Below are 13,590 nucleotides of genomic sequence, written 5' to 3' on the forward strand. Positions count from 1 at the left end.
AAGGAGCCCCCGATGCCCCCGACGGCGCATGCGATGCCGACGTTCTCCTACTCCGAGCGCGACCTCGCCCGCTTCCGCGAGACCCAGCAACTGGCGTACGACTGCGCCGAACAGGTCGCCGCCTGGATCGAACCCGGGGTCACCGAGCGCCAGACCACCGCCGAGCTGCGCCGCCGCCTGGTCGCCGCCGGGGTGCAGGACTTCTTCCACGTCCCGTTCGCCTGGTTCGGCGACCGTACGGCCTTCCGGCACTTCCACACCCCGCTGCAGTTCTTCGCCGGCGGCCGCCGCCTGGAGGAGGGCATGCCGTACGTGCTGGACTGCGCGCCCATCGTGGACGGCTACACCGCCGACATCGGCTACGGCGGCAAGGTCGGCGAGAACCGGGTCTGGGACCGGCTGGCCGCCGACCTCCAGGTCTACCGCGAGCTGATCCTCACCGAGGTGCGCGCCCGCAAGCCGCTCAACGAGGTGTACGCGGCGGTGGACGCGCAGATCGCCGCGCACGGCTACGACAACCGGCACCAGGTCTACCCGGGCCGGGTGATCGGCCACCAGGTCACCCGCACCACGGCGCGCGGCCCGGCCGGGGTGAACGTCTTCGGCTTCGGCGTGCGCACCCTGCAGACCCTCGGCCGCGAGCTCATCTCCGAGCGCCTGCACGGCCGTTCGCCGCTGTGGGCGGACGGCCGGTCGTCCCGGCACGCGCCCACCCCGGGCCTGTGGGCGGTCGAGCCGCACATCGGCTTCCGCGGCGTGGGCATCAAGTTCGAGGAACTGCTGGTGGTCACCGAGGACGACGCCTACTGGCTGGACGACGACCTCCCGCACGTCCGCCGCTGGACCGCCGGCACCACCGCCACCGCCGAGCCGACCGCCGAGCCGACCGCCCTCGCCGCAGCCACCGCCACCGTCGAGCCGACCGCCCAGGAGGCCACCCGATGACGACCCCCACCCGCCGCCGGACCGTCCACTCCGGCGGCATCCCGCTCGCCGTCTTCGAGCAGGGCGACCCCGAGGCCCCCACCGTCCTCCTGGTGCACGGCTACCCGGACACCCACACCGTCTGGGACGACATCGCCGCCGACCTCGCCCGCGACCACCACGTGGTCCGCTACGACGTGCGCGGCGCGGGCGAGTCGGGCGCCCCGGCGCGCCGCGACGGCTACCGCCTGGAGCAGCTCGCCGACGACCTGTTCGCCGTCGCCGACGCCGTCAGCCCGGACCGGCCGGTCCACCTGGTCGCCCACGACTGGGGCTCGATCCAGTCCTGGGAGGCCGTGACCACCCCCGGCGCCGAGCGCCGGATCGCCTCCTACACCACCCTGTCCGGCCCCAGCCTGGACCACATGGGCTTCTGGCTGCGCCACCGGATGCGCCGCCCCACCCCGCGCCACCTGCGCCAACTGCTGCACCAGGGCGCGCACTCCTGGTACATCACCGCCTTCCACCTGCCCTTCCTGGCCCCGGCCGTCTGGCGCCTCGGCCTCGCCCGGGCCTGGCCGCGGGTGCTGCGCGACCTGGAGCACGTCACCCCGCGGGCCGACCACCCGCAGCGCACCCTGCGCCGCGACGCGGTCCGCGGCATCGAGCTGTACCGGGCCAACTTCCGCCCCACGCTGGGGAGTCCGCGGGAGCGGCCGACGGAGGTGCCGGTCCAGCTGGTCACCCTCACCCGGGACCGCTACGTCGGCACCTACCTCTCCGAGGGGCTGGAACGCTGGGTGCCCCACCTGACCCGCCGTACGCTGCACGCCGGCCACTGGTCGGCGCTGCTGGAGAAGGGAGCCGCCGTGGCCGGCATGGTCCGCGAGTTCACCGCCCGGATCGACGCCGGGAAGGCGGAAGGGGCCCAAGAGCCTTACGGTGACGGCCGGTTGGTGGTGGTCACCGGTGGCGGCAGCGGCATCGGCCGGGCCACCGCGCTGGCCTTCGCCGAGGACGGCGCCCGGGTGGTGGTCTGCGACCTCGACCTCGCGGCCGCCGAGCGCACCGCCGAACTCGCCGCCCTGATCGGCCCGCAGGCGCACGCCTACCAGGTGGACGTCTCCGACGGCGCCGCGATGGACGCCTTCGCGCAGCGCGTCGCCGCCGAGCACGGCGTGCCCGACGTGATGGTCAACAACGCCGGCATCGGCCACTCCGGGACGTTCCTGCAGACGACCGAGAAGGAGTGGCAGCGCGTCCTGGACGTCAACCTCTGGGGCGTCATCCACGGCTGCCGCGCCTTCGGCACCCTGATGGCCGACCGGGGCCAGGGCGGCCACATCGTCAACGTCTCCTCGGCCGCCGCCTACCTGCCCGCCAAGGCGCTCACCGCCTACGCGACCAGCAAGGCCGCCGTCTTCATGCTCTCCGACTGCCTGCGCGCCGAGTTCGTCGGCCACGGCATCGGCGTCTCGACCATCTGCCCGGGCATCGTCAACACCAACATCACCCGCACCTCCACCTTCTCGGCGACCACCGCCGACGAGCAGTCCGCCAAGCAGGCCCGCGCCGCCAGGCTCTACGCCCGCCGAGGCTTCCCGCCGGAGAAGGTCGCCGGCGCCATCGTCAGCGCCGTCCGCACCGGCAAGCCGGTCGTCCCGGTCACCCCCGAGGCCAAGGCCGCCCGCCTCCTCTCCCGCCTCAGCCCCGGCCTCCTGCGCCTCGCCGCCCGCCTCAACATCACCTGATCGGGCGAACGTCACCTGATCGGCCCCGACGGGCCTGCGATATCAACTATCATCGATTGTGATATCGCAGGCCTGTATTCCTCTGGAGGCCACTCATGGCTCGCACCGTGATAGACGTCAACGACGAACTCCTGGCCGAGGCCGCCGAGATCTTCGGCACCACGACCAAGGTCGCCACCGTCAATGCCGCCCTTGAGGACGCGGTAAAGCGTCGCAAGGGCAAGGAGTTTCTTGCGTGGCTTGCCGACGGCGGGCTGCCCGACCTGACCGGCCCGGTGGACAAGAGTGAGTGAGCACTTCCTCATCGACAAGTCCGCTTTCGCTCGCTACCCCAAGCCCGCGATCGGGGATGTCATCGACAGGCTGTTCAATCAAGGGCGCCTCGCGATCTGCGGTGCGGTCGAGCTGGAGATCATGTACAGCGCCCGGTCCAAGGCGGATGTCGACCGAATCCGGGACGGCCTGCGTGGCTTCGGCTGGTTGTCCACACCCGACGAGGTGTGGGACCGGGCCATCGAGGTGCAAGCCCTGCTGACAACCGCCGGCAACTGGCGCGCGCAGTCCGTGGCAGATCTCATCATCGCCGCCACGGCTGAGCGTCATGGCGCGACCGTCCTCCACTACGACGGCGACTACGACATGATCGCCGCCGTCACCGGTCAGCCCACCGAGTGGGTCGTCCCGCCGGGGACGGCGGACTGAGAGCCCCTCGGGGCTGTGAGAGCATCGAGGCCCATGGAGATGACAACGGCTCTGTGGTCCTTCGCCCTCGTCGTGGGGCTGCTCACCCTCACCCCCGGGCTCGACACCGCGTTGATCCTGCGCACGTCCGCGCTGGGGCGGCGGCGGCAGGCGTGGGGGGTCGTGCTGGGGATCCAGACCGGGACGCTGATCTGGGGGACGCTGACCTCGGCGGGTGTGACGGCGCTGCTCACCGCCTCGCAGGTGGCGTACGAGGTGCTGCGCTGGGCCGGTGCCGCCTACCTGGTGTGGATGGGCGTCGGGATGCTGCGCAAGCGTGGGGCGCAGGCCGAGGCCGAGGAGGAGTCGGCCGAGGGCGGGTTCGTCCACGGCTGGCGGCGCGGGACGCTGACCAATCTGCTGAATCCCAAGGTCGGGGTGTTCTACGTGGCGGTGCTGCCGCAGTTCATCCCCTCCGGGGCCCCGCACTTCGCCGCCGGGGTGGCGCTGACCGGCGTGCACGTGGTGGAGGGCGTGCTGTGGTCGACGGTTCTGGTCGGCTTCGCCCGGGTGCTGCGGGGTTGGCTGCGCCGCCCGGCCGCCCGGCGGGTGATGGACCGGGTGACCGGTGCGGTGGTGGTGGGTTTCGGCCTCAAGCTGGCGCTGGCCGACTGAGTCGAGCTGCCGTACCAGATCGGTTCAGTCCGGTTCGGACCGGTTCAGGCCGGTTCAGGCCGGTGTGAGCCGCCGCAGCCCCTCGCGCAGGTCGTCGGCGTTCAGGCAGATGCGGACGTCCACGGTCGCTTCGAGCCGCAGCCAGAACGGCTCGCAGATCGCGACGACGGAGGCCTCGTCCGGTACGTCCACGACGAGCAGCATGCCGCGGCGGCCGTCGCCGCCGGCGAAGAAGTACGAGGCCTCGGGCTTGAGTTCGGTGAGGATGCGTTCCAGTTCGGCGCCCATCGAGCCGTCGGCGATGAGCTTGTTGGAGGCAGCGGTGTCGAGGGTGACATCCAGCAGGGCGCGCATGGTCCCCGCTCCTTCCCCGGGCTCGGGGTGAGTCCGCCCCTCCAGCCTCCCGCCGCCGCGGCGGCCACGCAACGTGACGCCGGAGCGGCCACGCACCGTGACACCGGGCACCGGCCCCGGTCGGCCCTCAGGCCGCGTGGGTCCGGCGCGCGGGCGCGCGCTCCTCGGCGGGCAGCGGGGCGGCGGTGTCGTGGTGGATCGGTCCGTTGCCGGCGCTCAGCGGCAGGCAGCTGCCGCCGCGGCGGTGGGCGATGATCTCGGCGGCGACCGAGACGGCGGTCTCCTCGGGGGTGCGGGCGCCGAGGTCGAGGCCGATGGGGGAGCGCAGCCGGGCGAGTTCGGCGTCGGTGAGGCCGGCGTCGCGGAGCTTGGCCTGCCGGTCGCGGTGGGTGCGCCGGGAGCCCATGGCGCCGACGTAGCCGACCGGGAGGCGCAGGGCGCGTTCGAGCAGTGGGACGTCGAACTTGGCGTCGTGGGTGAGCACGCAGAGCACGGTGCGGCCGTCGATCCGGCCGAGTTGGGAGTCCAGGTAGCGGTGCGGCCAGTCGACGACGACCTCGTCGGCTTCGGGGAAGCGCCGGGTGGTGGCGAAGACGGGCCGGGCGTCGCAGACGGTGACGTGGTAGCCGAGGAACTTGCCGATCCGTACGACGGCGGCGGCGAAGTCGATCGCGCCGAAGACGAGCATCCGGGGCGCGGGCACGTAGGACTCGACGAAGCAGGTGACCGTCCCCTGTTCCTGTTCGTCGCAGGGCCGGCCGTCGAGGCCGAGCACGATCCGTCCGGTGCGTCCGGCGTCGAGCATGGCCCGGGCCTCGGCGACGAGGGCGCGTTCGAGGGCGCCGACGGTGGACGGTCCGACGCTGAGCGCGCCGTACTGTGCGTCGGCGGTGACGGCGAGGGTGGCGCCGAGGAGTCCGGCCGGGCCGTCGATCACCCGGGCGAGGGCGACGGGCGTGCCGTCGGCGATGTGGCGCAGGCCGGCGTCCAGGCCCGGGTCGGTGCCGGGTACGACCGGCTGGACGAACACGTCGAGGATCCCGCCGCAGGTCAGGCCGACGGCGAAGGCGTCCTCGTCGCTGTAGCCGAAGCGTTCCAGGACGGGTTCGCCGGATTCGATCGCGGCCTGGCAGAGCTCGTAGACGGCGCCTTCGACGCAGCCGCCGGAGACGCTGCCGACGGCCTCCCCGGCGGCGTCGACGGCCAGGGCCGCTCCGGGGTCGCGCGGGGCGCTGCCGGAGACGCCGACGACGGTGGCCACGGCGAAGGAGCGCCCGGACGCGTGCCAGGCCTGCAACTGCTCGGCGATGTCCTGCATGTCGGATGCTCCTTACAGGTTTCGACAGTAGCGGGAGACGCCGCCGTACGGGAAACGATCCCGTACGGCGGCGGTGATGATCAAAGGGGCACTCAGTGCACGCCCAGCCAGGACTTGACGGGGCTGAGCGCGAAGTACACGACGAACACCGCGGTGAGGATCCACATCAGCAGGCCGGGCTCGCGCCACTTGCCCTGGCCGGCCTTGATCACCGAGTAGGAGATGACGCCGGCGGCGACGCCCGCGGTGATGCTGTAGGTGAACGGCATCAGCACGCAGGTGAGGAAGGCCGGGATGGCGACCTCGCGGTCGGACCAGTCGATGTGCCGGGCCTGGCTCATCATCATCGAGCCGATCACCACCAGGGCGGCGGAGGCGACCTCGACCGGGACGATGCCGGCCAGCGGCGAGAAGAACAGCATCAGGGCGAACAGGCCGCCGGTGACGGTGGAGGCGAGGCCGGTGCGGGCGCCGTCGCCGACGCCGGTGGCGGACTCGACGAAGACGGTCTGTCCGGAGGCGCCGGCCAGGCCGCCGACCGCGCCGCCGGCGCCGTCGATGAACAGGGCCTTGGACAGGCCGGGCATCCGGCCCTGCTTGTCGGCGAGTCCGGCCTCGGTGCCGACGCCGATGATGGTGGCCATCGCGTCGAAGAAGCCGGCCAGCACGAGGGTGAACACGGCCACCGAGGCGCTGATCGCGCCGAGGCCCTTGCCGCCGAAGGCGCCGAACAGGTCGACGTGGCCGAAGAGGCTGAAGTCGGGGGCGGCGACGGGGCTTCCGGGCCACACCGGGGCGGAGTTGCCCCAGGCCTTGGCGGGGAGGTCGGCGAGCTTGTTGACGACGACGGCGACCACGGTGCCGCCGGCGATGCCGATCAGGATCGCGCCGCGCACGCCGCGCGCCATCAGCACGAAGATCGTGAGCACGGTGAGGCAGAAGATCAGGACGGGCCAGCCGGAGAGCTCGCCGAAGGGGCCGAGCGACAGCGGGGTGGGGCCGCCGGTGTGCACGAAGCCGGCCTTGTAGAGCCCGATGATGGTGACGAACAGGCCGATGCCGATGGTGATCGCGTGCTTGAGCGGCAGTGGGATGCCGTTCATGATCTTCTCGCGCAGTCCGGAGACCACCAGCAGCACGATCAGCAGGCCGTAGATCACGCACAGGCCCATGGCCTGGGGCCAGGTGGTGTGCGGTACGACGAGTGCGGAGACCGCGCCGGAGACGGAGAGGCCGGCCGCCAGGGCGAGCGGCACGTTGCCGACCACGCCCATCAGGATGGTGGTGACGGCGGCCGCGAGGGCGGTGGCGGTGGTCAGCGCGGCGTGGTCGAGCTTGACGCCGGTGACGTCCGCGCCACTGAGGATCAGCGGGTTGAGCAGGATGATGTACGCCATCGCCATGAACGTGGTGAGGCCACCGCGTAGTTCGTTGGCGAGGGTCGAGCCGCGGGCCGAGATCTTGAAGTACGCGTCGAGCGCGCCCTTGGGCTCTGCTGTCGAGGGCGAGGGGTGGGTCTCGTCCTCGGCGGGTCTGTCTGCTTCAGTGGTGCCGGGCTCCGTGGGGATCCTGGTCATGTCCACTCCCAAGTGTCAAAGGGGGTTGGGGTGGGCGAGCCGACCTGACTGCCAGTCAACGAAGTTGGCACAGGGGGACGGTATCGACTCACTGGAGGCACTCGTCGGGGAGTGCCAGCGGTGCGGATGGGGTGCTGCGTGAGGGTGGTGCGGGTGGTGCAGGTGCGGGTGGTGCGCACCACTGCGGAACCCCGGCGTGGGCAGGGCAGCGGATGTGGGGGTCCCGGGGCGGCGGGGAAGACGTGTCGCCGCCCCGGGAAGTACGGCCGTGGTAGGCCTCGCTGGTCGAACCGAACTGGTGGAACCTCGCTGGTCGAACCGAACTGGTCGAACTCCCGCTGTCAGCCGGGCTGTTCGGTGGTCAGGTGTTCCGGCCGGACCGGGATCCGGTTGAGCGCGAGTCCGGTCGCGTTGCGGATCGCCGCCACGATCGAGGGGGTCGCCGACACGGTCGGCGCCTCGCCGACGCCGCGCAGCCCGTACGGGGCGTGCGGGTCGGGCAGTTCGAGGACGTCCACCGGGATCGGCGGGGTGTCCAGGATGGTGGGGATCAGGTAGTCGGTGAAGGAGGCGTTGCGCACCTTCCCGTCCCGGACGATGATCTCCTCCATCACGGCCAGGCCGAGGGCCTGGGTGCAGCCGCCCTGGATCTGGCCGACCACGGAGAGCGGGTTGAGCGCCTTGCCGACGTCCTGGACGGCGGTCAGCTCGACCACCTTGACCAGGCCGAGTTCGACGTCCACGTCCACCACGGCGCGGTTGGCGCAGAAGGTGTACTGGACGTGGCCGAAGCCCTGGCCGGTCTCCTTGTCGAAGGCCTGGGTGGGCCGGTGGTGGTGCTCGCGGGTGAGGTCGATGGCCTCGTCGCCGAGCAGGTCCACCATGGGCACCAGCACGCCGGCGCTCTCCGAGACGACCTTGCCGCCGGTCAGCGTGATGTCCTTGTGGGTCCAGCCGTAGCGGCGCCGGCCCTTCTCGATCAGCTCCCGCCGGACGGCCTCGGCGGCGAGCTTCACGGCGCCGCCGGTCATGTACGTCTGGCGCGAGGCGGAGGTCGAACCGGCCGATCCCACTTCGGTGTTGGCCGGGTGGATGGTGACCTGCTCGACGCCCAGCTCGGTGCGGGCGATCTGGGCGTGCACGGTGACGCCGCCCTGGCCGACCTCCGCCATCGCGGTGTGCACCATGGCGACCGGCTCGCCGCCGATCACCTCCAGGCGTACCCGGGCGGTGGAGTAGTCGTCGAAGCCCTCGGAGAAGCCGACGTTCTTGATGCCGACCGAGTAGCCGACCCCGCGCACGATGCCCTCGCCGTGCGAGGTGTTGGAGAGTGCTCCGGGCAGCGAGCGCACGTCGAGGTGTTCGGTGTCCAGCGGCGGCGGCAGCGGCATCTCCTTGGCCCGCCGCAGCAGTTCGGCCACCGGGGCGGGGGAGTCGATCTGCTGGCCGGTGGGCATGAAGTCGCCCTCCGACATCGCGTTCAGCTGCCGCAGCTCGACCGGGTCCATGCCGAGTTCGACGGCCAGCTTGTCCATCTGGGTCTCGTAGCCGAAGGCCGCCTGGACGGCCCCGAAGCCGCGCATCGCCCCGCAGGACGGGTTGTTGCTGTAGAGCGCGATGGCGTGCATCTTCACGTTCGGGATCACGTACGGGCCGTGTCCGAGCGAGGCCGCGTTGCCGACGACGGCGGGGGAGGCGGAGGCGTAGGCGCCGCCGTCCAGCACGATCCGGCAGTCGGCGAAGACCAGCTTGCCGTCGCGGGTGGCGCCGTGCTCGTAGTGCATCCGCGCCGGGTGGCGGTGGACGTGGCCGTAGAAGGACTCGTCCCGGGAGTACACGATCTTGACCGGCTTGCCGGTGTGCAGGGCCAGCAGGCAGGCGTGGATCTGCATCGAGATGTCCTCGCGGCCGCCGAAGGCGCCGCCGACGCCGGCCAGGGTGAGCCGGACCTTCTCCTCGGGCAGGTCCAGCACGGGGGCCATCTGCTCGCGGTCCACGTGCAGCCACTGGGTGGCGATGTAGAGGTCGATGCCGCCGTCCTCGGCGGGCACGGCCAGGCCGGACTCGGGGCCGAGGAAGGCCTGGTCCTGCATGCCGACCTCGTAGTCGCCGCTGACGATGACGTCCGCCAGCGCCCGCACCTCGTCGGTCACGCCGAGGCCGGAGACCAGCCGCTGCTCGTGGCAGATGTTGCCGTACGCGTGGGACTTGTACTCGTGCGGCTCGTGCACGTACCCGTGGGTCTGCGGGTCCAGGCACTGCTCCTCGGTGACGATCGGGGTGAGCACCTCGTACTCGACCACGATCTTCTTCACCGCGCGCCGGGCGGTCTCCGGGTGGTCGGCGGCGACCAGGGCGATCGCCTCGCCGTGGTAGCGGATCTTGTCGATGGCCAGGGCCGGCTGGTCCTGGATCTCCAGGCCGTAGTACTTGGCGCCGGGGATGTCCTCGTGGGTGAGCACCGCGTGGACGCCGGGCACCTTGAGCGCCTCGGAGATGTCCACCGAGAGGATGTTGGCCCGGGGGTGCGGCGAGCGCAGCGCCATGCCCCAGAGCATGTCCTCGTGCCACATGTCCGAGGAGTAGGCGAACTCGCCCTTGACCTTCAGGTTGCCGTCCGGGCGCAGCGGCGAGCCGCCGATGCCGTCCTTCGAGGCCTGGTTGATGTTCTGCAGGTTCTTCTGGCCCTGGATGGTCCGCGTGGTCATGCCGAAGCCCCCTTGCCCGAGCACTTGCGGGCGGAGGCGAGCCGCACCGCGTCCATGATCTTCTCGTAGCCGGTGCAGCGGCACAGGTTGCCCGACAGCGCCTCGCGGATGTCGTTGTCGCTCGGCTGGGCGTCCTGCTCCAGCAGGGCGTCGGTCTGCACCAGCAGTCCCGGGGTGCAGAAGCCGCACTGGACGGCCCCGGCGTCGACGAACGCCTGCTGGACGAGGCCCAGCTCGCCGTTCTCCTCGGCCAGGCCCTCGACCGTGCGCACCTCGCGGTCCTGCACCTGGCCGGCGGCGACCAGGCAGGAGCAGACCGGCACGCCGTCCAGGTAGACGGTGCAGGAGCCGCACTCGCCCTGCTCGCAGGCGTTCTTCGAACCGGGCAGGCCGACGCGCTCGCGCAGCACGTAGAGCAGGCTCTCGCCCTCCCACACGTCGTCGGCCTCGACCGGCTTGCCGTTGGCGGTGAACGTGACCTTCATGCCGCGCTCCTGATCTGCTTGCTGTAGTCGTTCCAACACCAGGTGAGGGTGCGGCGGGCCATCACGGCCAGCGCGTGCCGCCGGTAGTCGGCGGTGCCGCGGACGTCGTCGATGGGGGAGGCGGCGGCCTTGACCAGCTCGCCGAAGCGCTGGATCACCTCGGTGCCCAGCAGCTCCCCGGACTCCCAGAGCCCGCGCTCGGCGAGCACGCCGCGCAGGTACTCCTCGGCCTCGACGGCGCGGCGCGGCGTGGGGGCAGCCGAACCGATACCGGTGCCGACGGTGCCGTTCTTCGGGTGAAGGGCGAAACCGAAGGCGCAGACCGCGATCACCATCGCGTTGCGGGTGCCGATCTTCGAGAACTGCTGCGGGCCGTCCGCGACCGGGATGTGCACGGCCCGGATCAGCTCGTCGGCCTCCAGGCTGTTGCGCTTCACGCCGACGTAGAACTCGTCGATCGGGATCAGCCGGGTGCCGCGCACCGAGGCCGCCTCGACGAAGACGTCCCGCCCGGCCGCCAGCAGCGCGGGGTGCGCGTCACCGGCCGGGGAGGCGCCGCCGAGGTTGCCGCCGACGCCGCCGCGGTTGCGGATCTGCGGCGAGCCGACGGTGTGGGCCGCCAGGGCGAGCCCGGGCAGCGGCCCGGACAGCTCCGAGATGATCCGGGCGTACGGGACGGAGGCGCCGAGTCGGACGACGCTGCCGTCGTTCGTCCATTCGGTGAGCTCGGTGACGCGGTTCAGGTCGAGAATCGCGGATGGCCGGTGCACGTCGAAGTTCAGCTCGACCATGACGTCCGTGCCGCCCGCGATGGGCAGCGCGGTCGGGTACTCAGCCTTCGCCGCGAGAGCCTCGTCCCAGGTGGCGGGCCGAAGGAACTCCATGCGGGTTTCTCCTCAGGTCTTCGCCGACCGGGTGTCCGGCGGCGTGTCGCCCAGTGAACCCCTGTGACGCGGCCCACTGGCAGTCACCGATGGCATGAAGCCCCGGCTGTGAGCCCGCCCGGCATCCTGTACGTTCCTCTAAGCAGGAGAATCCGCAGCCCAGGTGTTCGCCGAGTGCTACCTACGACCGTAATCCGGCCGTGATTCGCGGGCTACGGGCCCGTGACCCGGCGGCCCGCTGGTACGTAACGCCGAGCACGGATGTTCGGGCACACTGTCACCCCCGGACGGCGTACCCGGCAGCCCCCACCCCCCCCGTCCAGGCCCCCGATCCCCGCTTCCACCCCCGCTCCCACCCTGCTCCGACCCCCGCTTCCACCCCGCCCTGCCACCCCGTTCCTGCCCCCGTTAGGAGTCCGCGGATGCGTGTCCGTGACCTGCTCGCCCCCGGCGCCCCCCGACTGCGCCTGCTCGCGGCGGAGGAGGAGCTGGACCGGCAGGTCAGCGGCGTGATGACCACGGACCTGCACGACCCCGGCCGCTACCTGCACGGCGGCGAGCTGGTGCTCACCGGGATGCTCTGGCGCGGCGGCCCCGCCGACTCCGAGCGCTTCGTGCGGACCATCGCGGCCGGCGGCGCGGTCGCCCTGGCGGCCGGTGAGGCCGAGGTCGGCCCGGTGCCCGAGGACCTGGTCGAGGCCTGTCGCCGGCACCGGATGCCGCTGCTGGCCGTGCCCGACGACATCGCCTTCGGCACCGTCACCGAGTTCATCGGCCGTCAGGTCTCCGCCGACCGCGCCGCCGACCTCGCCGCCCTGGTCGACCGGCACCGGCTGCTGGTCTCGGCGGCCGGCGGCGGCGGACTGGACGCCGTGCTGGACCTGCTCGGCGGCGACCTCGACCTGGACTGCTGGGTGCTCACCCCGACCGGCGCGGTGATCGCCGGCCCGGCCGACCGGCTCACCGCCGAGGACCGCGACCAGCTGGTCCGCGCCCACCTCGCCGCCCAGCGCCAGCGCCGCCGCCCCCCGCACCGGGCCCGACTGGCCGGCGGCGCCTACTCGCTGCTGCCCGCCGCGGCCTCCGCCGAGCACGAGGCGCCGCTCGTCGACTGGGTGCTCGCGGTGGCCGGCGACGTCACCGAGTGGACCACCAAGCGCCAGCAGCTCGCCGAGAACCTGGCCCGGCTGGTCGCCGCCGAGCGCCACCGCCGGGACGAGGGCCGCCGGCTGCGCCGCCGGCTGGCCGACGAACTGCTCGCCCTGCTGCGCCGCGACGCCGACCCGGCCGAGATCAGCCGCACCCTGTACGCCTCCTCGGCGATGGCCGCCCGCTACGAGAGCCACGAGCCCAAGTCCCCCGCCCAGGACGCCTCCTGGCTGGTGCTCAGCGCCGAGGGCACCGGGCTGCCCGAGGGCACCGTGCGGGCCGTGCTGGAGGAGGCGCTCGGCGGCACCAGCGACCGCGCCCTGGTCGCCGGGGCGGGCAACGGCGCCGTGGTGGTGCTGCCCGCGCTGGACTCCCCGGTGCCCGCCGACACCCTGCGCGAGCTGCTCGCCCCGCTGGAGGCCGGGCTGGGCTCGGAGGGCCGGATCACCCTCGGCGTCTCCGCCCCCGCCTCCGAGGCCGGCGGCCTGCGCGGCGCCCTGGAGGAGGCCCGGCACGCCCGCCGGATCGCCGCCGCCCGGGTCGGCCGGGTCTGCGTCGCGGGCCCCGAGGAGCTGGCCTCGCACGTGCTGCTGCTGGCCGCCGTCCCGGACGAGGTCCGCCGGGCCTTCCGCAGCCGGCTGCTGGACAAGGTGATCGCGTACGACATCGAGCACCAGGCGGACCTGGTCCGCACCCTGGAGGCCTTCCTGCGCTCGGACGGCTCCTGGACCCGCTGCGCCGGGCAGCTGCACGTCCACGTGAACACCCTGCGCTACCGGATCGGCCGGATCGAGGAGCTGACCGGGCGGGACCTCTCCCGCCTGGAGGACCGGGTGGACTTCTACCTGGCGCTGGAACTGGCCTGACCGTTTCCTGACAGTTCCGCCCGATGGGCGCCGGTCCCAGGAACGGCCGCTTCCTGGGAGGTCACTGGACGGCGCCGGAACCGGTCGGGAGCCGTCGGGAGCCGTCGGGAGAACGACCGGGGGGCCCGCGCGAGTGGTTGGGGGCGGGCCCCCCGCCGGTCAGCCCGCGGGGGCCGGGGGGGACACCACCCCGGTGATAGCCGGGAGCCCCACCACGG

12 protein-coding genes are annotated in these 13,590 nt (G+C 72.5%); 6 read left to right on the plus strand and 6 right to left on the minus strand.

The window, feature by feature from the left end:
* Positions 1-12: 12 nt before the first annotated feature.
* The 5 genes from ACFV8H_RS27250 (at position 13) to ACFV8H_RS27270 (ending at position 4,031) form a co-directional block, all read left to right on the plus strand.
* Positions 13-945 carry a M24 family metallopeptidase gene (locus ACFV8H_RS27250; protein ID WP_380404867.1) on the plus strand — a complete coding sequence of 311 codons (933 nt, stop codon included), beginning with the start codon at positions 13-15 and terminating at the stop codon, positions 943-945.
* Complete coding sequence (locus tag ACFV8H_RS27255) at positions 942-2,675, plus strand: SDR family oxidoreductase (protein ID WP_380404870.1); 1,734 nt, start codon at positions 942-944, stop codon at positions 2,673-2,675. The genes ACFV8H_RS27250 and ACFV8H_RS27255 overlap by 4 nt, the downstream gene beginning before the upstream one ends.
* Positions 2,676-2,770: 95 nt before the next feature.
* Positions 2,771-2,968: a type II toxin-antitoxin system VapB family antitoxin gene (locus ACFV8H_RS27260; protein WP_380404873.1), complete on the plus strand. Its 198-nt coding sequence runs from the start codon at positions 2,771-2,773 to the stop codon at positions 2,966-2,968.
* Complete coding sequence (locus ACFV8H_RS27265) at positions 2,961-3,377, plus strand: PIN domain nuclease (RefSeq protein WP_380404876.1); 417 nt, start codon at positions 2,961-2,963, stop codon at positions 3,375-3,377. Before ACFV8H_RS27260 ends, ACFV8H_RS27265 begins: the two co-directional genes overlap by 8 nt.
* A gap of 33 nt (positions 3,378-3,410) precedes the next feature.
* Entirely contained in the window at positions 3,411-4,031 is a 621-nt protein-coding gene (locus ACFV8H_RS27270; protein ID WP_375891464.1) for a LysE family translocator, read from the plus strand.
* A 54-nt stretch (positions 4,032-4,085) separates the two neighbouring features.
* Here ACFV8H_RS27270 and ACFV8H_RS27275 read toward each other — a convergent pair whose 3' ends face one another.
* From ACFV8H_RS27275 to ACFV8H_RS27300, 6 genes are all read right to left on the minus strand, one after another.
* The gene (locus tag ACFV8H_RS27275; RefSeq protein ID WP_380404879.1) at positions 4,086-4,385 is read right to left on the minus strand and encodes a hypothetical protein; all 300 of its coding nucleotides are present in this window, start codon (positions 4,383-4,385) and stop codon (positions 4,086-4,088) included.
* Positions 4,386-4,512: 127 nt separating this feature from the next.
* Complete coding sequence (locus ACFV8H_RS27280; protein WP_380404882.1) at positions 4,513-5,703, minus strand: XdhC family protein; 1,191 nt, start codon at positions 5,701-5,703, stop codon at positions 4,513-4,515.
* Between the two features lie 92 nt (positions 5,704-5,795).
* Positions 5,796-7,280: an NCS2 family permease gene (locus ACFV8H_RS27285; protein WP_375891467.1), complete on the minus strand. Its 1,485-nt coding sequence runs from the start codon at positions 7,278-7,280 to the stop codon at positions 5,796-5,798.
* Positions 7,281-7,621: 341 nt separating this feature from the next.
* Positions 7,622-9,988 (minus strand): xanthine dehydrogenase subunit D, encoded by a 2,367-nt coding sequence (gene pucD / locus ACFV8H_RS27290; RefSeq protein ID WP_380404885.1) that lies wholly within the window; start codon positions 9,986-9,988, stop codon positions 7,622-7,624.
* On the minus strand, positions 9,985-10,473 hold the full coding sequence (locus tag ACFV8H_RS27295) for a (2Fe-2S)-binding protein (RefSeq protein WP_380404888.1): 489 nt from the start codon (positions 10,471-10,473) through the stop codon (positions 9,985-9,987). Before ACFV8H_RS27295 ends, pucD begins: the two co-directional genes overlap by 4 nt.
* Positions 10,470-11,357, minus strand: a complete 888-nt coding sequence (locus ACFV8H_RS27300; RefSeq protein WP_380404890.1) for an FAD binding domain-containing protein — start codon at positions 11,355-11,357, stop codon at positions 10,470-10,472. The genes ACFV8H_RS27295 and ACFV8H_RS27300 overlap by 4 nt, the downstream gene beginning before the upstream one ends.
* A 422-nt stretch (positions 11,358-11,779) precedes the next feature.
* On the opposite strand from ACFV8H_RS27300, the gene ACFV8H_RS27305 reads away from it, so the two are divergent.
* Entirely contained in the window at positions 11,780-13,372 is a 1,593-nt protein-coding gene (locus tag ACFV8H_RS27305; RefSeq protein WP_380404893.1) for a PucR family transcriptional regulator, read from the plus strand.
* Positions 13,373-13,590: the final 218 nt, after the last annotated feature.

The sequence above is a fragment of the Kitasatospora sp. NPDC059827 genome (assembly GCF_042731675.1).
Taxonomy (GTDB): domain Bacteria; phylum Actinomycetota; class Actinomycetes; order Streptomycetales; family Streptomycetaceae; genus Kitasatospora.